Origin of the sequence: Methanobrevibacter wolinii SH, assembly GCF_000621965.1 — an archaeon.
Lineage (GTDB): Archaea > Methanobacteriota > Methanobacteria > Methanobacteriales > Methanobacteriaceae > Methanarmilla > Methanarmilla wolinii.
In genome coordinates, this window is the sequence record NZ_KK211375.1 from 297,574 (window position 1) to 319,576 (window position 22,003).

Sequence of the window (22,003 nt, forward strand, 5' to 3'; positions counted from 1 at the left end):
GTGATTATTTTGAGTAGACGTTCAAAAATGATTGAAAAAATTAAGGAGTTAATGTATAAACCTGATCAAATTAGAAACATTGGTATTGTTGCACATATTGATCATGGTAAAACAACTTTATCTGATAACCTTTTAGCAGGTGCGGGAATGATTTCTGAAGATCTTGCTGGAGATCAAAGGTTTTTAGATTTCGATGAACAGGAACAAGCTCGTGGTATTACTATTGATGCAGCAAACGTATCTATGGTTCACAAATTTAAAGGTGAAGAATACTTAATCAACTTAATCGATACTCCTGGACACGTTGATTTCGGTGGAGACGTAACTCGTGCTATGAGAGCAGTAGATGGTTCTGTTGTAGTTGTTTGTGCTGTAGAAGGTATCATGCCACAAACTGAAACTGTACTTAGACAATCTTTAAAAGAACATGTTAAACCTGTTTTATTTATTAATAAAGTTGATAGATTAATCAATGAATTAAAATTAACTCCTGAAGAGTTACAAAATAGGTTTATTAAAATCATTATGGAAGCTAATAAATTAGTTAAAAATATGGCTCCTGAAGATAAAAAAGATGATTGGAAATTTGATGTAGCTGATGGTAGTGTAGCTTTCGGTTCAGCATATCATAATTGGGCTATTAATGTTCCTATGATGCAAAAAACTGGAATTACTTTTAAAGATATTATTGATTACTGTAATGCAGATAATCAAAAAGAGTTAGCTCAGAAAGTACCTATTTCTGAAGTATTATTAAGTATGGTAGTAGAACACTTACCTTCCCCTAAAGAATCACAAGCTTACAGGGTTCCTTACATCTGGGATGGTGACATTGACAGTCCTGAAGGACAATCAATGATTAACTGTGATCCTGATGGACCTCTTGCAGTAATGGTTACTAACGTTTCAGTTGATAAACATGCAGGAGAAATTGCTACTGGAAGAGTATACGGTGGTCAAATTCAAAAAGGTACTGAAGTATATCTTGTTGGTTCTCACAGTAAAAGTAGAGTACAACAAGTTGGTGTTTACTTCGGTCCTGAAAGAGTTAACACAGATTCTGTTCCTGTAGGTAATATTGTATATATTGCAGGTGCTCGTGGAGCTATTGCTGGAGAAACTATTTGTTCACCTGATAATCACATTAAAGAATTCGAAGGATTAGATCATATTTCTGAACCAGTAGTTACTGTTGCAGTTGAAGCTAAAAACACTAAAGATTTACCAAAATTAATTGAAGTATTAAGACAAGTAGCTAAAGAAGATCCAACCATTCATGTAGAAATTAATGAAGAAACTGGAGAACACTTAGTATCTGGTATGGGAGAACTTCACTTAGAAGTTATTTCTTATAGAATTAATGAGAAAGGTGTAGAGATCACTACTTCTGAACCTATTGTTGTATACAGAGAAACTGTTGGTGGAACTGCTGGGCCTGTTGAAGGAAAATCCCCTAACAAACATAACCGATTCTACATTGAAGTGGAACCTATGGAACCTGAATTATTCGCAGCTTACCAAAAAGGTGAACTTAAAGAAGGTAAAGTTAAAGGTAAAGAAGCTGCTAATGAATTCATGGAATATGGTTTAAATAAAGATGAAGCTAGAAGAGTATGGGATGTATACAGTAAAAGTATGTTTATCAACATGACTCGTGGTATCCAATACTTGGATGAAGTTAAAGAATTATTAATAGAAGGATTCGAATCTGCTATGGATCAAGGACCTATTGCAAATGAAATTTGTATGGGATTAAAATTCAAATTAGTTGATGCAAAACTTCACGAAGATGCAGTTCACAGAGGACCTGCACAAGTATTACCAGCTATCAGAAAAGCTATTTATGGAGCTATCATGTTAGCTAAACCTGCTTTACTTGAACCTATGCAAAAAGTATTCATTAATGTTCCACAAGATTATATGGGATCTTGTACTCGTGAAGTACAAAACAGAAGAGGTACTATTGTAAATATGGGCCAACATAATGATATGGTTACTATTGAATCTAAAGTACCTGTAGCTGAAATGTTTGGATTTGCTGGAGATATTCGTTCAGCTGCTGAAGGTAGATGTTTATGGTCTACTGAAAACGCTGGTTTTGAAAGATTACCTCATGAATTACAAAGTAAAATTATTAGAGAAATCAGAGAAAGAAAAGGTTTATCACCAGAACCATATGGTCCAGAACATTACTTAGAATAGATAATAAAATTTAAAACTTTAATTTAACTTGTTTAAGTTAATAAAATTAATATAAATTATAAATATTTAGAAAATTTTTCTATTTTTTATAATTTTATTTTTTTCAAATATTATAAAAAAATACTTAAAAATCTTATAAAAATCATTATGTTTTTATATTTGAAAGTATAATTTTTAATTATGCTATATTAATAAGCTCAACCTTAAACTTATATTATGTATGCTTATATTAATATGCGAAAAAATGATGATTATAGAATATATATTGGAGGTCAATTAAAATGGCAAAACAAAAAGAACATTTAAACTTAGCATTTATTGGACATGTTGATCACGGAAAATCAACTTTAGTAGGACACTTATTGTTAAACGCAGGAGCAATCCAAGAACAACAATTAGATGATGGAGAAAACAAATTCAGATTTGTTATGGATAAATTAGGAGAAGAAAGAGAAAGAGGAGTAACTATTGATTTAGCTCACCAAAAATTCTCCACTGACAAATATGATTATACTGTAGTAGACTGCCCAGGACACAGAGATTTTGTTAAAAACATGATTACTGGTGCTTCTCAAGCAGATGCAGCTGTACTTGTAGTAGCTGCTGACGATGGTGTAATGCCACAAACTAAAGAACACATTTTCTTATCTAAAACTTTAGGTATTAACCAACTTATTGTTGCTGTTAACAAAATGGATGTTGTAGATTACTCTGAAGATAAATACAATGAAATCAAAGATTCAGTTTCTAAATTAATTAAATCTATTGGATACAAACCTGATCAAGTACCTTTCATCCCTCTTTCTGCATTTGAAGGAGATAACATTAGTGAAAAAAGTTCCAACACCCCATGGTACAAAGGTAAAGATTTAATCTCTGCATTAGATGATTTAACCGTACCTGAAAAACCTATTGACAAACCTTTAAGAATCCCTATTCAAGATGTATATACCATTACTGGTGTAGGTACCGTACCTGTAGGAAGAGTTGAAACTGGTGTAATGAAACAAGGAGATAATGTTGTCTTTGAACCAGCAGGAGCTACTGGAGAAGTTAAATCTATCGAAGAACACCATGAAACCATGCCTTCAGCTGAACCTGGAGACAATATAGGATTCAATGTAAGAGGTGTCGGTAAAAACGATGTAAGAAGAGGAGATGTAGCAGGTCATGCAGATGATGCTCCTACTGTTGCTAAACAATTCGATGCACAAATTGTTGTTTTACAACACCCTGGTGTAATTACTGTTGGATACACTCCTGTATTCCACTGTCACACTGCACAAATTGCATGTACTTTTGTAGAACTTTCTAAAAAATTAAACCCTGCAACTGGTCAAGTAGATGAAGAAAACCCTGACTTCTTAAAAACCGGTAATGCAGCTATTGTAAAAGTTAGACCTACCAAACCTATGGTTGTTGAAAACGCTAGGGAAATCCCACAAATGGGTAGATTCGCTATTCGTGATATGGGTCAAACTGTTGCAGCTGGTTTATGTATTGGTGTTGAACCAGCTAAATAGATTTAATAGTTAACTTTTAAGTCTTTAAATTAGGTTATTTTAACCTAATTTATTTTTTTTGAAAATTTTCTAAATTTTAAATTAAATAGTTTATTTTTTCTTAAAAGTTTTTTTATTAATTTATTTTTTCGTTTTATTTTTTTGGAGGAAAATTAATGAGTCAAGCAAGAATTAAACTTACTGGTACTGACCCAGAAAAACTTGCATATGTTTGTGATCAAATTAAAAAAATTGCTGAAAGAACTGGTGTAAATATATCTGGTCCTATTCCACTTCCAACTAAAAAATTAGTAGTTCCTACAAGAAAATCTCCTGATGGAGAAGGAAAAGCTTCTTGGGAAAGATGGGAACTTCGTATTCATAAACGTTTAGTCAGTATTGGTGCTGATGAAAGGGCTATGAGACAAGTTATGAAAGTCAATGTACCTGATAATGTAAGTATTGAAATTGAGCTTAAAAGCTAATTAAATTATTTTTTATTTTCAATATTTTTATAATTAAAATATTGAAATTAATTAGCTCTTCTTAAGCTATTTTTTTATTAATATTATTAAAATTAGTTAAATTTTTATAGTATATTTAACAAAATAATATAATGTTGTAATTATTTATTACATATTATTACTTGTTTTTTAAAGTGCCGAGATAGTCTAGTCTGGTAAGGCGCAGGACTTGAAATCCTGTGGAGCTTTCTCCGCCTGGGTTCAAATCCCAGTCTCGGCGTAACTTTATATTTTTTATAATATAAATTCTTTTTAGTTTTTTTTAAAAAAAGTTTTTTTATATAATTCTAATTGTTTTTTTTAGTTTTTTAAAAGAAGTTTTTTATCTTTTTAATTTTTTTTAGGATTTTTTATCTTTTTTATCTTTTTAGTTTTATTTTTTTTTAAAGAATTTTTATATTTTTTATTTTTTTAGTTTATTTTTAAAAAAAAGTTTTTTTTATCCGTTTTAATAGTTTTTTGATTTTTTATATCCTGCTGAATTATTTTTGTATTTTAATAATTTTTAGTTTTTGTTTTCTAATATTTTATTTAGTTCTTTTTCAAATTCATTTATAGATTTAACACTAGTTTTATTTTTTAGTCCAGGAATTATTGGTCTATCTACAATAATAACATCAATACCTAAATTATTTGCAGCATATATTTTTTCTTTAAATCCACCAGTATCTCCACTTTCTTTAGTTGTAATTACTTTAGCATTTATTTTTTTAAATAAATCTTCGTTTTCTTTAATATGGATTTTTTTATCTTTATTTTTACTTGCTGTCATTGGAAATATATGATCTTTTAATATTCCAAGACTTTTACATTTATCAAGGGATGATTTAACTGCTAAAACTCTTATGTAAAAATTTTCATTAGAAACATATTTTATTACTTCACTGGCAGTGTTTATTCCTCCAAGATGTAAAATATTAAGATTATTAAAATTGTTTTTTATTAGTTTTCCTCCTTCATTAAATGATTTTACATGATGGATTTTATTTAGATTAATATTTTTCATAGAATTAATATCTACAGATTCTCTTTCAAATCTAATAAATGGCATGTTTAATTTATCAATTATTTCAGATATTGTTTGACTTATATGTTCTGCAAATGGATGTGTTGCATCAATAACTATGTCTATATTATAATCTTTTAAAACATTTAAAATATCTTCTTTAGGAAGAGGTTTTGCTATTACAATATCACTTCCTGCTTCTTTTGCAATCTTTGATCCATAACTTGTTGTGGTACTTGTAATGATTCTTAAATCATTATACTTAGATTTAATAAATTTTATTATTTCAATTGATTCTGCAGTTCCACCTATTATGAAGATATTCATCTTGTTTTTCTCCTATTTATTTTATAGTTTTATCAATAATTTTAATGTTTTACTAATTTATTATTATTTAAATTTTTATTATTTTATTTTAATTAATTTGTTTTAATATCTTATTATTATTTTAATAATTAGATGTATATTTGCTTAATATTTTTTATATTTTTGGATTGTATATATAAAAACTTGCTTTTTTATAATTTTTTAATTTCATTATTTTAAGTTTTGTATTTAAATTTTCACCTGTTAATGGTTTAATAAGCAGTGTACAATTTAATTTTTTTGCTAAATCTAAAATATAAGGTTGTAATTCATTTGGTGGTCTAATTGAATATAATAAATCAATATCTTTATAAAGTTTGTAATTAGGATTTGTTAAATCATCTTTTATAATATCCTCTCTTGAAGGATTAATATCTGTTTTAATTAAATTAATATTTTCAAAACTTTCTAAATATGAACTTACATCATAAAAATGACCTATTGCTAATTCAGCAATATTTGATTTTTTAGGTTTATAATTTAAAATATATTCTCCGAAGTCATCCCACATTTTTTATTCTCCATTATTTCTTTAGATAAAAACATGTTTTTTTAATTGATTTAGGATTTTTAATAATTTTCTAATTATATCTATATTATTTTTTTCTAATTATATTTTGGATTTATATTATTATTGCGAAAGTTTTTAATATTGTTTTTACTATAATTATCTAATTGTGTTTATTATGATTATTAGAAAGTTTCAAGAAAAAGATCTAAAAAGGGTTCATGAAATTGAAAAAATGTCCTTTGAAACTTCTTATGGAGTTGACATGATTTTAAAACTCTTTAAAATGGGTACTGGTTTTCTTGTTTCAGAAGATAATAATGGTTATGTTACAGGTTATGTCATTTTTTGGATTAAAGAAGAAAATCAAGGACATATAATTTCAATTGCTGTAGATGAAAATTTTAGAAATACTGGTATTGGCACTCAATTATTGTATAGAGCAATTCTTATATTACGTACCTGTGGTCTTGAACAAGTTAATCTTGAAGTTAATGCTAATCATTTAAATGTTGTTGAATTTTATAAGAATTTTGGATTTGTAATAGATAGAAAAGTACCTCATTATTATGAAAATGATGCTCCTGCTTATGTAATGTATTATAAATTTAAAGATAATTTAAATTCTTAATTATTAATTTATTTTAATTAATATTTTTAGTTAAATTTAGAATTTATTAATTAAATTTAGTATATCTTTTTTTTTAAAATTAGTTAGAATAAGTTTTTTTAGTTTATTTTTTGGGTTTTTTTTTTTGTTAGAATAAGTTTTTTTATTAAATTTTTATTTTAAAATTTTATTTTAGATATAAATTTTATAAAAATAGATATTGTTAAAAATTAAAAAAATAATTGACTTTTTAAGTCAATTAATGTTTATACATGCTCATATTTGTAATTTGAGTCATATTTGAATATTCTTTTTGACCAATTGCAATAATTTTATCTATTGTCAATTGTCCAGTTGCAAATAGCATAGCAATAAATAGTATGTAAAATGAAATTATTGCAAGTTGTATTACTCCATGTCTTTTTAAAGACATATCTTTACGTGTTATTAAATATATTGCAGGTATTAATCCAAGAATACTTCCAAAAATTGATAGTATATAACCTACTATAATTACAAGATTCATGCCTGTTGATCTTGGTGGTTTTTGGCTATATTCTATATGTACATTAACTCTTGGATTTTCAGGATTATTTTGTATATTTTGGTTTAATCTATTTGAATTTCTATTTTCTTGTTCTTGTTTTGGAAATTCTGTTCCACAGTATATACAAAAGCCATATCCCGTAGTATCAGGTTTTCCACATTTTGGGCATTGTCTAATTACCATATTTTCCCCTAATATTTTTTGTTTGTTTATCCTATATTTTCATAATTAATTATAATCTAAAATTCTATATTTTTTATAATAAATATTTTATTATGTTTTTAAAAAATTTAATAATAATTTAATTTAATAATAAAAAATTTTAATTTATAAAAATATAAGCTTCATAAAATGTTTAAAGAATTATATAGTTTTAATTTTTTCGAGATTTTAAACTAAAAATTTAGAGATTTTATATTTTAAATAAGTTTTTTAAGAAATTTATCATAATTAGTATATGGGTTTTTATTTTATGTAGTTTTTAATTTTTAAAATAGTGTATTTATTGAAATTCTTTAAAATTCCAATTATTTTTAATTTTAGTAAATATTTAACTTATGTTTTTAAATAAATTTTAAAATTTAGATTAATTTTTTAATTTTAGTAAATATTTAACTTATGTTTTTAAAAATAACTTAATTTCATTAAAATATTAATAAATTAGAAAAAGATGTGTAAGACTAAATTTAATCTTTTTTAGTTTGGTGTTCAACATCTATAGGTTCTTTATCAGAATCTTCATTATCAGTATCAATCCATAATTGTTTTAAATTATCAATTTTATGTTGATTTTTAATTTTTAATACATCAACATTAACATGTTTATCTTCAACAATATCTTTAGGCATATCAATTTTAACTTGTTTATTTAAATCACTTGTTGGGATTTTAATATCAATATCTTTTCTATTAAATAATAATTTCCAGAAACTAATATTACGAAGTTCTTCATTAATTTCATCAACCATATTATTAATATTACTAGCTACTGCTCTATTTCTTTCAGTGACTTCTCTTTCAGTTTTACTAACTGCATTGTTAATTTTTGCTCTAGTAGTTTTGTTATTTGCATTGATTAAATTATTTGTTTCTTCTACAGTATCTAATATTGCATCTTCCATGGTTTGATTAATATTATCAGTAACCTCAAATAATAATTCATTTCTCTCATTAACTTTATTTTGGAGTTTGTATAATTCTTCATTTTGAGATGCTTTTTGAGGTAAATATTCTTCTTGAACTTCTAAGTTTAAATTATCAATTTTAGTTTTTAAATCATCGATTTCTTGATTTTTATTATCTAATTTAGAATGTAAATCTTTATTTTCATTTTCTAATTTGTTTATTTTTTCTGTTAAATTAGATATATCTTCTTTTAAATTATTAATTTCAGTATCTTTTTCTTTAGATTTATTAGCTAAATCTTTAAGTTTAAGAATATCTTCATCTTCAGATTCAAATTTATTAATAATCTTTTTGAGATTATTAATTTCACTTAACATATTTGCAGAATCTTCTTCTAATTTATTAAATTCATCTAAACCAATAATGGCAACATTATCTCCTTTTTTAAAACCATCATCCGGAGAAAAAATAGCTAAATTATATTCTTTAACATCCCCATCTAAAGGTATATCCTCAGTTACAGAATGAATACTTTTAGTTATATGTTCAGTCATTACACATCACTAATATATATTATATGCTATACTATTAAATAAAATTTATTAATATATTATATTATAAATGAATTTTTAATAAAAGATAAATATATGAAATATTAAATACAAATGATAAAAATAATAAATTAGTTTTAAATTTAATATAAGTATTGAAATTTAACTAAGATTATTATAAAGAGGGTTCCAGATGAATAATAAAAAAACAATAATATTAATTGTAATAATAATCTTAGCAATATTTTATGCATTTGGATACTTCCATGATGTATCCCATAATAAAGAAATTGCAAAAGAAAATCTAAAATTAGCACAAGAATATAATATTAGTAGTGTATCTGATGCTAGATTAATAAAAGCAGTTGAAGAGAACAAAAATAATGCAACTTTATTAGGATATAAAAATGATAGAAATTTTGAATCAATAAGTAATATTTATTATGCAAATGAAGTAGATTTCCCAATATCTATAAAAAAATATTATAAAACCGTAAACAAGGATAGTAAACATATTGAATGGGTTAGATATTTGTATAAAAATGGAAATATAACTCGTGAAAATTTTACAGCTGAAATAAATTATTACTCTAATAAAAACCCATTAAATCATTATCTATTAAATTATTATGGATACTATGAACCTATGAGACATTGGTCTCCATTTTAATTTTTTAAACTTATTTTTTTTAAATTATTATAAAATATTGCTTTATATTTACTATAATCTTTAATCATTAAAACATTAGATATTTACTATAATTTTTTAATCATTATAATATTGGTTTATATTAATTAATTTATTATAAATAAATCAATATTTATTCAAATCAATTTAAAGGTGGAAAAATGAAAAGTAAAGATGGAATAATGGGATTAATTGTTGGGGATGCTCTTGGAGTTCCAGTTGAATTTACAAAAAGGGAATACTTAGACAAATATCCAATAAAAACAATGATTGGATATGGGACATATCATCAAGCACCAGGATCATTTTCTGATGATAGTTCTTTAAATCTTGCAACAATTGATAGTTTTATAAATTATCCTGAAATAAATTATGATGATTTAATGGAAAGATTTGCTAATTGGTATTATGATGGAAAGTATACACCAAATAATATTAGTTTTGATATTGGTAATACTACTTTAGAGAGTATTGAAAAATATAAAAATGGAGAAGATCCATTAAATTGTGGTGGAGATGGAGAAAGGAATAATGGTAATGGATCACTTATGAGAATTTTACCGTTAGTATATATTATAGGACCAAAAAATAAGTTAGAAAAAGAAGATGTAGAAAAAATCTATAAACTTTCTTCATTAACACATAAACATATAAGAACTAAGATTGCATGTCATATTTACTGTCAAATTTCTGTAAAATTACTTAATAAAATGGAACTTAATAAAGCAATTTCTGAAGGTATTGATGATACTGTAAAATATTATAGTAATAATAAAGAATTTCAAGAAGAAAAAAAATATTTCAAAAGAATAATAGATAAAACTATATTTAATACAGAAATTAATAATATAAAAAGTAGTGGATATGTAATAGATACATTAGAAGCAGCAATATGGTCTCTTGTAAATACAAATTCTTATAAGGATGCATTACTTAAAAGTGTAAATTTAGGTGAGGATACCGATACTGTAGCTGCAGTTACTGGTGGACTTGCTGGAATATATTATGGATATTCTAATATACCTACAGAGTGGGTAGATACTATAAAAAGAAAAGATGAAATATTAAATCTTTTAGAAAGATTTGATAATATTATTCAATAGATTTTTTATATATGAAAACTTCCTAATTTTTAGAAAAAACTTTTAATTTTTTCAATTATTAATACTATTTAAATTATTTTTATAAAAAATAGGATTTCAATAAGTTCATATATTTTATAAGATTTAATTTTATTTTTTCAATATATATAAATATAATAATTTATAAAGTAATAGCTTAGATAGAAATAAGATTCATATGAGATTATTTCTATTCATTTTTTAACACACAGATAAGGTATCTAAATACCTTATCACTTATTATTCACTTTAAAAAACTTATTTTTAATTGTTTTTAGATAAAACTTTAAAAAAACTACTTTTAATATATTTTTATAAAATTTAATTAATTTTTTTTTAAGTAGTACTTATTTAAATTTTTAAAAGTTTTTTGTTTAGATATTTTCTATTTTCTATTGAATTTGAAATTAATAGTGAATTTAAATTTAATTCTTTTATTTTTATTGGTTTTTCTTGGTTTTAAGAGTTATATTCATTTTTTGTTTCTTTTATTTTTAGGTCTTATATTAGTTTTTTATTTTTTAGGTTTTTTGTAATTTAATTTAGTTTTTATCTATTTTTTTAATAGAATGTATTTTATGATATTTATACAGATAACAATATAATAAAATGTTTAAATATTATTTGTATAATCTTATTTAAAATTATTAAAAAAAATATAAAAATAATTAAAAAAATAATAAAATTAATAAAAATTTAATAAATTTTAAATACTATTTAAACATAAATATAATTAATTAACCAATGGTTGGTGCTATTTTTTGAAAACTAAATGCCTTATTTGTGGAAAAGAATCAGAGGGTAATGAAAGATTCTGTAAATATTGTGGTGCAGAATTGGTTCATGAAAAACAAGAAACAAATGAAAACTCTGATGAAACAAATAATAATGATAACTTTGATTTTAATGAAGAAGATATTTTTAATGAAGAATATTCAGAAACAAAACAAGAAGCTGATTTAAAAAAAACACAAGACTTAAATCTAGAAAATACACGGGAAGATGATGAACCAGAAATATTCTACAATCCTGAAACTGGTACTTACTATTATGGTGATTCAGAAGGTACTTTAGATTATGATGATTTTATTGATGAATCAAAAACTCAAAAAGAAGACATATTAGTTAATGAAATATTTAATGATGAAGAGAAACTTGAAGAAGATGTAATATATCCAATACATACTGTTGAAGAAAATCCTTATGCTAAATTAAATGAATCTGATAAATATTTTGAAAAAGAATTCATTGATGAAAAAGAGAAATCATTAAATAAAGAAAATAAAAATAAAAAGCATTTTTCATTAAAAAAATTATTTAATAAAGACTCAAAAAATGAGATAGAAATAGTTAAGAAAAATGGATTAAAACACATACATAAACATGTAACTTTAATATTAATAGCTCTTATAATAATTGCTTTAGTTGCAACATTTACATTTAATATAATTGAAGAAAACACTATAAACTACCTTAATCCAATAAGTAATGCTCAAGGAGAATTTTCAAATAAAATCATTACTTTTAGTATACCTTCTGATTGGCAGTCTTATAATACTAGTCAAAATCAAACTAATGTTATTGGTAATTTTAAATCAGATAAGGATGGACATAAAATACTCTTAAGTGTTTATCAATCTAAGTCTTCACATAATAATGTTAATGATATTAAACGTTCAACTGAAGAGTTAGATATTAGAAGTGGTGCTTTAATAAATAGTAGTACAAATAGAAATATTAATAATATTACTGGATATGATGTTATAAGTAAAAATGGTACTAATGGTTATGAGTATAGGACTATTGGTTTTATAAAGGATAATAAAGAATATGCATTTTTATTTGTATCAGATGATATTGATTCATTTAATGGTGATATTAATTCTATTATTAATAGTATAAAATATAATAAGAATTTATAATAAAGTTTCACTGTATTAATTGACATTAATTTTATTATTGGGTTTAATAGAAACTTATAATAAAGTTTAATTATATTAAATGATGTTAATTTTATTATTGGGTTTAATAGAAACTTATAATAAAGTTTAATTCATTTTTATTTGTATTAGATGATATTAATAGTATAAAGTTTAATAAAAACTTATAATAAAGATTAAAATCTTAAAAATTTATATATTATATTAATTGAATTATTTAAAAAAATAAATTAGGGATATTATGGCAAAGTATTGTCCAAAGTGTGGAAAAGAACATATTCATAATGAAGAATACTGTGTAGATTGTCATACAAAGTTACCTGATGAAAAATTAGAACTTAATGACAAAGCTGTAAGTATTTTCAATAAGGATAATAAAGAACAAACGAAAGTACAAAAAAAAGGAAATGATTTAAATAAAATCTTTACTTATGAAAGAAAAACTCATAGAGAAAATAAAAAACCAGTAAGAAAAACAAATAAAGAATCATTAATATTTAGATCACATGAAAAAGAAGTAGATGTATCAACACAAAAATCAGATAAAAAACAAAAAACATCTAATACAAACAATAACAACAAACAAAATAAAACAAACAATAAAAAAGAAATAAAATCTAAAACTGCAAAATCAAAACAATTAGCACAAACAATTACAAAATCAAGAAAAAGAAAAATTATTAGTGTTGGTATTGTTATCTTATTAATATTAATTATAATATTTGTTGGAGTATCATTAAATGATATTCAAAATAATAATTCAAATAATGTAAATGCAAGTACACAATATAACTTTACAGAATTCAGTATAAATATTCCAAATTCCTATAAAGAAGTAAATGATACTAATTATATGGCTAGCTTTGAAGGAAATAATGTTAAAATAGATATATATAACACTAGTTTATCTTCAATTGGTTATGCTGGTGCATCAATTGATGATATTATGAGTGCTGTAGCAAATCATATTGGAAATAATGAAGATGGAACTGTACAAAGTTCTGATTATATTAATGTAAGTGGTAATTCTGGATACAATATAACATATACAACAGAAAATAATACTGTAACAAGATATATAGGATTTATTAAAGGAGATAATGAATATGATATTATTGTTACAACAGATACTAATAACCAAAATGCATTAGATAATGTTTCAAATACTCTCGTTAATTCCATTAAAATAAAAGGTTAATTAAAACCTTTTTTTATCTTTTTTTATTATATTTTTTAAAAATTTAGAAAAAACTAATTTTATAAATATTTAATTGATAAGGAAAAATATATTAATATTATTTTTAAGAAAAATTATTTAATAATTTACAATTAAAACTTAATAGCTATTTAATAAAAGTTTAATTAGAGGTAAAAAATGAATATCCATAAAATAGGTATTATCTTAGTTATTACTTTAATAATACTTGCACCTACAATAAGTGCAGTAAGTGCAACAACAGTGTTTTTAACCTCAGACAGTGTCTTCAGTCAGAAAGGTGAAGAAGTTAAAATGTTAACTGAGATTAAACATTATATTGAAGAAGATAGTAATGGAGAAATAAATGCAACAGTAGATCCAAATTCTCCTGCACCAGGAGAAGGAACAAGAGCAATGAACTCAGATACTGATGTAAGCGTATTTTTTGCATTTGCAGATGCTGCTAATTTCTATGAAATGGCTAAATATTCAACAAAAGTAAATAAGCAAGTAATGTATGTAAATTTAGGTTCTTTAAATCTAGATAATACAAGTAATCTTAGAAGAGCATGGGATGATAATTGGTCTGATGAAAGTTTTGAATCAATAAAAAATCCAGGTGAATTTTTAAGATATGCTGGAATAAATCTTATACAACCTGTACAAAAGTATCCTGATGATACTGATGAAAATAAAGATATGTATCATAGTAATAGTACTGTAAATAAGTATATTGCAGACCAAATCATATACAATATTGAAAATGATGATTCAAGTGATGATCAACTAAGAACAGATTTAGTTATTAATAATAATCTTAAGGTAAGTACAATAGGTAATATTTCAAAATCTATTGAATCAAGTAAAAATTTTGGTAAAATAGAAGAAAGATATGGTTCTTATACTACACCTCAAGCATTATATCTCCTTTCAGCATATCTTTCTGGTGATGGATTAAACACACCTAAAAATTATGAAGCACCTGATAATCCTCAAAACTACTCAATAGGTACAAAAAATTCATATACTATATATGATTATGAATACATGGCTCAAAAAGTTGTAGATTATATGGATAAAAATGGTAAAGCACCTAATTATATAGAATATGATGGTGCTAAAATAGGTTATAATGATTTATTATATAATTTTGCAATTCTTACAGATGATGATCAGAATGCAGGTACAATGAATCTACCAAAATCAAGTGAATTTAAATCATTTAATGATATGAATATTGTATACACTGCTATACCAATATTAATGATAATCGCTATTGTATTGTTGATTATAGGACTTAGAAGAAAAAACAAAAGAAGATAAATTTAAATTTATCTTCAATTTAAATTTAGATAAATTTAAATAATTAAAATCTTAAATAATACTTTCTTAAATTCAGTAATTTACTATAAAGTTTTAAAATAGGTTTAGAATTTTAAAAAAAATATAATTTAAAGATTATAAATATATGTTTATTAGGAAAGTATTAAACGTGCTTTAAAGATTATAAGTATAATTTAATTAAGACTAATATTAGAAAGTGGTTTAAAGGTTATAAGTATAATTTAATTAAGAATAATATTAAATGTTCTCTAAAGATTATAAGTATAATTTAATTAAGAATAATATTAAATGTTCTCTAAAGATTATAAGTATATGTTTATTAGGAAAGTATTAAAAACTTTAAATTAGTTTTTTATGATTAAAAGAATAAAGAGGATAAAATGAAAACATTAGGATTAATAGGAGGATTAGGTCCTGCATCCACAGTAAATTACTATGAAAAGATAGTATATACATTTAAAAACACAAGGGAAGATGAATATTATCCTCATATTCTAATAAGTAGTTTAAACATGGAAAAATTTATAAGACAATTAGATTTTGAAGATTATAATCAGGTAGAAAATATATTATTAGAAGAAATAGAAAGTTTAGAAAGAGCAGGTGCAGATATAATTGCAATAGCATCAAATACAGCTCATGTTGTAATAGACAACTTAAAAGAAGATTTAAATATACCTATAATAAGTATTATAGATTGTGTTATTGATGAAATTATAAAAAATGATTATAAAAAGGTACTACTTACTGGAACATCATTTACAATGACACATGATTTTTATATAAAAAAATTAGAAGAAAATGGATTAAAATGTATTATTCCTAATTCAGAGGATATACAAAAAATTCATGAAATAATATATCCTAATTTAGAAAATGGTATAATTTTACCTTATAAAAAAGAAGATTATATTAAAATTATTAATAAAATAATTGAAAATAATGATATTGATTGTTTATTACTTGCATGTTGTGAATTAAACCTATTAATAAATGAAGAGGATATAAAAATCCCAATAATAGATAGTGAGAATGTACATATTAAGAGAATTTTAAAAGAAATAAGTAAAAAATAGTTATATATTTTAAAAAAATATTAGAATTTTTATCTAAAAGTAGATTTTATAAAAAGAAATTAAATGGAAATTAATGTTTTAATTTTATATTTCCAATTAATTCATATACTTTGCTACGTTCTAATGAAGTATCTGATTTTATTAAATACCTTATTTTATTTTTAGTAAATAAATAATATGTTTTATTATTTGCTAAGTATTTACTGTTATCTGTTGTTTTTAGTATAGTAACATTTACTCCATTAATTCCTTCTGTTGTATTATTGATAATAATTAAATTATTTAGTTCATTTTCTTTTTCATTATTACTAATATCTTCAGTTATTGATAAATCACTTCCATTATTATCAATTAAATATATTGTACGACTAGAATGATCTGCATCACTATCTTTTGGAAGTGAAAGTCCATTTGGTATTTTAAATTGACTTTCTACCATTGTACATGTGGTTCCAGTATATTCACTTATTAACCAATTAGCAGAGAATATTATAATTATTATTAATATGATACCAATACAACAGTCTCTTACAAATTCATCACCACTTTTTTCACTATCTAATTTTTTTTCAACACTTTCAATTTCTTTTTCTTCTTCTGTTGTTATAGTATCACTTCCAGTAATGTATTTTATATTAGTATCTTTTTTGATTAATTATTAATTAATACATTTTTATTTTATATTTGTTTATCTTTAAGTTTAATTATTTTTTAATGGTTTTTTTTATTTTATATTTGTTTAATTTTATATTTATTCTTATTTTAACTAATTTCTTAATTTAAATTATTTACTTGATTTTTAATTAATTTCTTAAATTTTTATATACTTTATTTCCTACTTCTAGCTATTTTTTTGTATTTAATTTTAAGTTATTTAGCTATTTTTTTAATATAGTTAATTTTTTATATTTACTTTTAAGTTATTAAGCTATTTAGCATGATTAATTTTATTGTTTTTAGTTATTTTTTAATGTAGTTATTTTTTATTTGGTTATTTAGCTATTTTTTAATATGATTAATTTAGTTTCATATATCCACTTCTAATTACTAAATTGTTTTTTAATATAATTAAATTGAACTTTATTAAATTATTTTTATTAATTTTGATTATTTGTAAAATTTAATTTATATGTTTTTATCTTTTTTATTTAAATCAAAAAATATATTATGAACATTTAAAATATATAGAAATTAATATAACTATAATTATTGATTTTTTTTAAATTTTTAATTGGGGAGTAATATTATGAAAAGATATACAAAAATGGAATATGATAGTCCAAATGAAATGCTTTTTGGTCATGCAAAATATCCAGTTAAAGGAAAAAGAGGCATTGAGTTTGGTGCAGGGCATGTTGTACCTATTATTAAAGTTGCACCTGGTGAAGGAACTGAAGCTAGTAAAGAAAGTATGGTTTCAGAATGTTCTAATATTGCAAGAAGTGCAGCTGCTAGAGCTGTTAATGTTGGATTACCTTCATTTATGATTGAACAAGAACATATCTCTCAACAAACAAATAATCCTGATTGGACTGGTGCTTGTACTGCTGCTCAAGCAGAAGTTTTAGAAAAATATCAAGATGAATATGGAATTAAAATTGCACTCCAAGCTACTCCAGCAGATATTCGTGATGAAGAAAAAGGTTCTGGATTTAGAACTTCTAATCAATATCAAAATGTAATTGAATCCATTGAACAAAGTGCTGAAAATGGTGCAGATGTTATTGGTATTGAAACTACTGGTGGAAAATCTGTATCTGATTATGGTATTTCTAGGGGAGATATTAAAGCTATTATCTTTGGTATTGGTGTTCTTGGAAGTATTGATATGGAATATATGTGGACTGAAATTAGTTCAATATGTAAGAAACATGATGTAATCTGTGGTGGTGATACTAATTGTTCTCAATCAAATACTGCAATGTTTTTAGCTGGTGGATTAACTGATAAAGATTGTTCACATACATTTGCTGCAATTACTAGGGCAGTCGGTGCAGCAAATAGTTTAGTAGCAGTTGAAGCAGGAGCAACTGGACCTCTTAAAGATTGTGGTTATGAAAACCCTATTGTTAAAGCTATTTCTGGTGTTCCAATATCTACTGAGGGTAAAAATGCAGTTTGTGCTCATTCTGATTTAATGGGTAATTTAATTGCAGGAGTAACTGATGCATGGAGTAATGAGTCTGTATACCATAGAGAAGAAATGGGTGGAACTACACCACAAGTATGGTTACAAGCTACAGGTTATGAAGCAGCATTAATGAATACAGCTATTGAAGCTGGTGAAGCTGAAACTTTAAGAGATTTATATACTCTCTCTGATAAATATAGGGATCCTCAAGCATTAGTACTTGCTTATGATAATGCATATCGTATAGGTCAAGCAATTGTAGAGTATGGTGATGATCCATATAAACGTAGTATAGCTGCAGCATTAGAAGCTGGAAAAATTATTAATGAAGCTGTTGATTCTAAAAAAATGTATTTAACTAGATTTGAAAGAGATACATTAGATAGTGCTATAAAAACATTAGAAAAATTACCTGATGACTCAGATAAATTTATTAAACAATGTATTAGGAGATATAAAAGAAAAGTACCAGATTTCGATCCTAAAAATTATGAATTATAATTTTTATGAAATTTAGCACTTTTTATAAATAATTAAGAAGGGGATAATATGGGTTATGAAGAATTAGAAAACAAAATTAATCAAAAAAATATTGCTATTAGGTATAATGTAAAATTAGAAGGACCTGCTATTAAACCTGAAGAGCATCCTGAAGTAATTGAAATACTTCCTGATGAAGAACCATTTAAATCAATTGCTCTTGCAATTCTTTATGAGAAAAAAGACGAAACATTAGATTTAGTTACAAAAGCATTAGATGATAAAGTATCTCCATTGGATATTATTAATAATGGATTAATGGCAGGTATAAATGCTGTAAGTGCACTTTATACTAAAGGTATTTATTTCTTACCAGATTTAATGTTATCTGGAGATGCTATGATGGAAGCAGTTAAAGAATGTGAAAAAGTTTTAGGTCATAAAAGTGAAACTAAAGGAACTGTTGTTTCATTTGTAGCTGAAGGTGATCCTCATGATATTGGTAAAAACTTAATTTTAATGTTTTTAAGAGCTGGAGGATATGAAGCTATTGATTTAGGTAGGGATGTACCTGCAAGTAAGGTTGTTGAAGCTGTTAAAAAATATAATCCTATTTTCATGACTGGAACTGCTCTCATGACAACAACTATGACTGCATTCCCTAAAGTTGTTGATGCATTAAAAGCAGAAGGTCTTGAAGTTCCTGCAATTGGTTGTGGTGGAGGAGCTGTAAGGAAAGATTATGTTGAATCTATGGATATGACTGTTTATGGTGTTGAAGCATATCATACTCCAAAACTTGCTGATGCAATTCTTAAAGATAAAGAAGATTGGAAAGATTTAAGGAAAAACTACTCTGAAGTTGTTGGTGAATTTGTACCAGAGTATGCATAATTTTATTTTATATGTCTTTTAATTAATTTTAGAGATATTTATTAAATAAAATTAATATTTAAGAGTATATTAAATTATAAATTTTTTATACTCTTATTTAAACACTATTTCTATTTAGATTAAATTTTAATTTATTAATTATTCTTATTTTAAAATAATTATTTGTATTTTTTATTATTGGCTATTTTTTACTTTTTAATATATTTTTTTTAAAATTTTAATTTTCTATAGAATATTTTTTAATAGATAATGATTATATTTTAATAAAATATTAAAGAATTCATTTTTTTATTAAATTTAACTATATTGTTGATTAATTTAATTTATTTAAAACTAGCTATTTTAAATAAGTTAATATATTTCAAAATTAATAGTTTAATTAAATATTGAATTTTTTTTAAAGATTTTTTTTTTAAAATTTAATTAAAACACAAATTCAAATTAAAGAAAATTTTTAGATGATTTCAAGATATTTAGAAATGATTACTAAAAAAAGTTTATATAATTAAAATTATGGTTATTGGAGTAATATTATGGATGAAGAATATGCTATTGCTATTGATATAGGAACAAGTGGTATAAGGGCTCAAGCATTAGATTTAAATGAATCTAAAGTAGTATCTACCTCAATTACATTAAGACATCCATTGCCTGGTGCAAATGTGGTTGATCATCTTCATTTTGCTTTAAATGTAGGTTCTGAAACTGCACATAATATTTTAATAGAATCTATAAATAAAGTTATTAATAGTTTATGTGTTAAAAAGGATAATGTTAAGAGGGTTTCTGTTTGTGGAAATCCTATACAACTATCTCTTTTTGCTAATTTAGAAATTAGGGACCTTGCATATTGGGGAGAAAATGCAATTAAAGATCAAAATATTGTACCTCCTTCTAGAAAATCTACAATTACTAATGCTGAAAAAATAGGACTTAATCTTAATTCCGATACTGAAGTTTATATTCCTCCTGCAATTAAACATGAAATTGGGGCTGATGCTTTAGCAATGCTTTATAAATCCGGAATTCTTGAAAAAGATGGAATATTTTTAATTACTGATTTTGGAACTAATGCTGAAATGGCACTTGTAATTGATGGTGAAATATTTACTTGTTCTGCTGCTGCAGGTCCTGCAATTGAAGGACAAATGATTAAGAAAGGAAGATTAGCTTCACCAAATACTATTTCTGATTTAGATTTAGTTGATAATGGGTGGATGATAAAAGTTTTAGATGATGAACTTATTACTGTTGATGGAGATGTAATTAATCCTGAAAATGGTAAAATAATTAATAAATCTAAGAATAATGTAGAAGCTAAAGGTATTACAGGTACTGGAGTTATTGCTGCATTTAGTTTAGGTCTTAGAGATAAAATTATTGAAGATGGTAAAATAAAATATTCTGATAAAATTTATCTTCAAGATGATGTTTACTTATCTTCTGAAGATATTGTAAATATTGGAAAAGCTTTAGGTGCATTTCGGGCAGCACATTTAACTTTAGCAGAAACTGCTGGAATAGATCTTGATGAAATTGATGCTTGTTATATGGCAGGAGCATCTGGATTTTATGTTGACCCATTAAAATCATTAGATGTTGGTCAAATTCCTCCTTCTTCAAAAGAAATTTATCAAATAGGAAATACTTCTTTAGCAATGGCAAAGGATATCTGTTTTAATCCTGATTTATTAAACACTTTACAAGAAATTGCAGATGGAATGGAAAGTAATCATATAATGCTTGCAACTTGTGAAACTTTTGAAAAAATTTATTCATTAGAACTTGCTGTTTATGAGCAAGGAATGCCTTTATGGATGTATAATCAATGGTTAGATAAATATGGTTATCAACAATTACCACAAAAAGAAGAAAATCCAAATATTCATAAAATATTTGAAAGAGATATACCTGAACTTGGTGAAGAAGGATTAAACACTGTTGAAATAGGTTCATTTTTAAAAGCAGAATTTGATGGATGTATACAATGTGGTACTTGTGTTGATAATTGTCCTGAAAGTGCAATTAAGATTGAAGATAAAGCAATAATCTTAAGAACTGATTTTTGTGCAGGTTTAGGATGTCAAAAATGTGTTCTTTCATGTCCTTTAAAAGTTTATGATTATAGTAAATTCCTTAATTATTATTAATCAAAATTTTTAAAAATTTATTTTATTTAAAGTGTTTGTA

At 24.3% G+C, this 22,003-nt stretch carries 19 protein-coding genes and 1 tRNA gene; 15 read left to right on the plus strand and 5 right to left on the minus strand.

Annotated elements, in window-relative coordinates; genetic code table 11:
- Positions 1 to 9: 9 nt before the first annotated feature.
- The 4 genes from T523_RS05045 (at position 10) to T523_RS05060 (ending at position 4,448) form a co-directional block, all read left to right on the plus strand.
- Positions 10 to 2,202 carry an elongation factor EF-2 gene (locus T523_RS05045; RefSeq protein ID WP_042707816.1) on the plus strand — a complete coding sequence of 731 codons (2,193 nt, stop codon included), beginning with the start codon at positions 10 to 12 and terminating at the stop codon, positions 2,200 to 2,202.
- Positions 2,203 to 2,483: 281 nt separating this feature from the next.
- Positions 2,484 to 3,725 carry a translation elongation factor EF-1 subunit alpha gene (tuf, locus tag T523_RS05050; protein ID WP_042707817.1) on the plus strand — a complete coding sequence of 414 codons (1,242 nt, stop codon included), beginning with the start codon at positions 2,484 to 2,486 and terminating at the stop codon, positions 3,723 to 3,725.
- Positions 3,726 to 3,880: 155 nt separating this feature from the next.
- Complete coding sequence (gene rpsJ / locus T523_RS05055) at positions 3,881 to 4,189, plus strand: 30S ribosomal protein S10 (RefSeq protein ID WP_042707818.1); 309 nt, start codon at positions 3,881 to 3,883, stop codon at positions 4,187 to 4,189.
- Between the two features lie 175 nt (positions 4,190 to 4,364).
- Positions 4,365 to 4,448 (plus strand) — tRNA-Ser (locus T523_RS05060).
- A gap of 285 nt (positions 4,449 to 4,733) precedes the next feature.
- Here the strand turns inward: T523_RS05060 and cobK are convergent.
- Complete coding sequence (cobK, locus tag T523_RS05065; RefSeq protein ID WP_042707819.1) at positions 4,734 to 5,561, minus strand: precorrin-6A reductase; 828 nt, start codon at positions 5,559 to 5,561, stop codon at positions 4,734 to 4,736.
- Positions 5,562 to 5,715: 154 nt separating this feature from the next.
- Positions 5,716 to 6,111, minus strand: a complete 396-nt coding sequence (locus tag T523_RS05070; protein ID WP_042707820.1) for a UPF0146 family protein — start codon at positions 6,109 to 6,111, stop codon at positions 5,716 to 5,718.
- Between the two features lie 175 nt (positions 6,112 to 6,286).
- Between T523_RS05070 and T523_RS05075 the strand changes: the two genes are divergently transcribed.
- Complete coding sequence (locus T523_RS05075; protein WP_042707822.1) at positions 6,287 to 6,739, plus strand: GNAT family N-acetyltransferase; 453 nt, start codon at positions 6,287 to 6,289, stop codon at positions 6,737 to 6,739.
- A gap of 238 nt (positions 6,740 to 6,977) precedes the next feature.
- On the opposite strand, the gene T523_RS05080 is transcribed toward T523_RS05075, so the two are convergent.
- On the minus strand, positions 6,978 to 7,448 hold the full coding sequence (locus T523_RS05080; protein ID WP_042707823.1) for a zinc ribbon domain-containing protein: 471 nt from the start codon (positions 7,446 to 7,448) through the stop codon (positions 6,978 to 6,980).
- Positions 7,449 to 7,951: 503 nt separating this feature from the next.
- Entirely contained in the window at positions 7,952 to 8,944 is a 993-nt protein-coding gene (locus T523_RS05085; RefSeq protein WP_042707824.1) for a coiled-coil domain-containing protein, read from the minus strand.
- 190 nt (positions 8,945 to 9,134) lie between these two features.
- Between T523_RS05085 and T523_RS05090 the strand changes: the two genes are divergently transcribed.
- From T523_RS05090 to T523_RS05115, 6 genes are all read left to right on the plus strand, one after another.
- Positions 9,135 to 9,611 (plus strand): hypothetical protein, encoded by a 477-nt coding sequence (locus T523_RS05090; RefSeq protein WP_042707825.1) that lies wholly within the window; start codon positions 9,135 to 9,137, stop codon positions 9,609 to 9,611.
- A 179-nt stretch (positions 9,612 to 9,790) separates the two neighbouring features.
- A complete protein-coding gene (locus T523_RS05095; RefSeq protein WP_042707826.1) occupies positions 9,791 to 10,732 on the plus strand; it encodes an ADP-ribosylglycohydrolase family protein in 942 nt (313 codons plus the stop codon).
- 779 nt (positions 10,733 to 11,511) lie between these two features.
- The gene (locus T523_RS05100; protein WP_042707827.1) at positions 11,512 to 12,672 is read left to right on the plus strand and encodes a zinc ribbon domain-containing protein; all 1,161 of its coding nucleotides are present in this window, start codon (positions 11,512 to 11,514) and stop codon (positions 12,670 to 12,672) included.
- Positions 12,673 to 12,931: 259 nt separating this feature from the next.
- Positions 12,932 to 13,888, plus strand: a complete 957-nt coding sequence (locus tag T523_RS05105; protein ID WP_042707828.1) for a zinc ribbon domain-containing protein — start codon at positions 12,932 to 12,934, stop codon at positions 13,886 to 13,888.
- A gap of 177 nt (positions 13,889 to 14,065) precedes the next feature.
- On the plus strand, positions 14,066 to 15,211 hold the full coding sequence (locus tag T523_RS05110; RefSeq protein ID WP_042707829.1) for a pseudomurein-binding repeat-containing protein: 1,146 nt from the start codon (positions 14,066 to 14,068) through the stop codon (positions 15,209 to 15,211).
- A 401-nt stretch (positions 15,212 to 15,612) separates the two neighbouring features.
- A complete protein-coding gene (locus T523_RS05115; protein WP_042707830.1) occupies positions 15,613 to 16,308 on the plus strand; it encodes an aspartate/glutamate racemase family protein in 696 nt (231 codons plus the stop codon).
- A gap of 70 nt (positions 16,309 to 16,378) precedes the next feature.
- On the opposite strand, the gene T523_RS05120 is transcribed toward T523_RS05115, so the two are convergent.
- Positions 16,379 to 16,747 (minus strand): hypothetical protein, encoded by a 369-nt coding sequence (locus T523_RS05120; RefSeq protein ID WP_042707831.1) that lies wholly within the window; start codon positions 16,745 to 16,747, stop codon positions 16,379 to 16,381.
- Positions 16,748 to 16,754: 7 nt separating this feature from the next.
- Here T523_RS05120 and T523_RS08995 point away from each other — a divergent pair, with 7 nt between their 5' ends.
- The 4 genes from T523_RS08995 (at position 16,755) to T523_RS05135 (ending at position 21,963) form a co-directional block, all read left to right on the plus strand.
- Positions 16,755 to 16,970 (plus strand): hypothetical protein, encoded by a 216-nt coding sequence (locus T523_RS08995; RefSeq protein ID WP_156929595.1) that lies wholly within the window; start codon positions 16,755 to 16,757, stop codon positions 16,968 to 16,970.
- A gap of 584 nt (positions 16,971 to 17,554) precedes the next feature.
- Positions 17,555 to 18,940 carry a methanol--corrinoid protein co-methyltransferase MtaB gene (gene mtaB, locus T523_RS05125; RefSeq protein ID WP_042707832.1) on the plus strand — a complete coding sequence of 462 codons (1,386 nt, stop codon included), beginning with the start codon at positions 17,555 to 17,557 and terminating at the stop codon, positions 18,938 to 18,940.
- A gap of 48 nt (positions 18,941 to 18,988) precedes the next feature.
- Positions 18,989 to 19,813: a methanol--corrinoid protein MtaC gene (gene mtaC, locus T523_RS05130; protein WP_042707833.1), complete on the plus strand. Its 825-nt coding sequence runs from the start codon at positions 18,989 to 18,991 to the stop codon at positions 19,811 to 19,813.
- A 533-nt stretch (positions 19,814 to 20,346) separates the two neighbouring features.
- Positions 20,347 to 21,963: a methylamine methyltransferase corrinoid protein reductive activase gene (locus tag T523_RS05135; protein WP_042707834.1), complete on the plus strand. Its 1,617-nt coding sequence runs from the start codon at positions 20,347 to 20,349 to the stop codon at positions 21,961 to 21,963.
- Positions 21,964 to 22,003 lie beyond the last annotated feature (40 nt).

Excerpts from the sequence above, each read along its gene's own strand:
- T523_RS05120 (WP_042707831.1), bottom strand. The coding sequence starts at position 16,747 with ATGGTAGAAAGTCAATTTAAAATACCAAATGGACTTTCACTTCCAAAA.
- tuf (WP_042707817.1), top strand. The coding sequence starts at position 2,484 with ATGGCAAAACAAAAAGAACATTTAAACTTAGCATTTATTGGACATGTT.
- mtaC (WP_042707833.1), top strand. The coding sequence starts at position 18,989 with ATGGGTTATGAAGAATTAGAAAACAAAATTAATCAAAAAAATATTGCT.
- mtaB (WP_042707832.1), top strand. The coding sequence starts at position 17,555 with ATGAAAAGATATACAAAAATGGAATATGATAGTCCAAATGAAATGCTT.
- T523_RS05135 (WP_042707834.1), top strand. The coding sequence starts at position 20,347 with ATGGATGAAGAATATGCTATTGCTATTGATATAGGAACAAGTGGTATA.
- rpsJ (WP_042707818.1), top strand. The coding sequence starts at position 3,881 with ATGAGTCAAGCAAGAATTAAACTTACTGGTACTGACCCAGAAAAACTT.
- T523_RS05095 (WP_042707826.1), top strand. The coding sequence starts at position 9,791 with ATGAAAAGTAAAGATGGAATAATGGGATTAATTGTTGGGGATGCTCTT.
- T523_RS05110 (WP_042707829.1), top strand. The coding sequence starts at position 14,066 with ATGAATATCCATAAAATAGGTATTATCTTAGTTATTACTTTAATAATA.
- T523_RS05085 (WP_042707824.1), bottom strand. The coding sequence starts at position 8,944 with ATGACTGAACATATAACTAAAAGTATTCATTCTGTAACTGAGGATATA.
- cobK (WP_042707819.1), bottom strand. The coding sequence starts at position 5,561 with ATGAATATCTTCATAATAGGTGGAACTGCAGAATCAATTGAAATAATA.
- T523_RS05080 (WP_042707823.1), bottom strand. The coding sequence starts at position 7,448 with ATGGTAATTAGACAATGCCCAAAATGTGGAAAACCTGATACTACGGGA.
- T523_RS05075 (WP_042707822.1), top strand. The coding sequence starts at position 6,287 with ATGATTATTAGAAAGTTTCAAGAAAAAGATCTAAAAAGGGTTCATGAA.
- T523_RS05115 (WP_042707830.1), top strand. The coding sequence starts at position 15,613 with ATGAAAACATTAGGATTAATAGGAGGATTAGGTCCTGCATCCACAGTA.
- T523_RS05090 (WP_042707825.1), top strand. The coding sequence starts at position 9,135 with ATGAATAATAAAAAAACAATAATATTAATTGTAATAATAATCTTAGCA.
- T523_RS05070 (WP_042707820.1), bottom strand. The coding sequence starts at position 6,111 with ATGTGGGATGACTTCGGAGAATATATTTTAAATTATAAACCTAAAAAA.
- T523_RS05105 (WP_042707828.1), top strand. The coding sequence starts at position 12,932 with ATGGCAAAGTATTGTCCAAAGTGTGGAAAAGAACATATTCATAATGAA.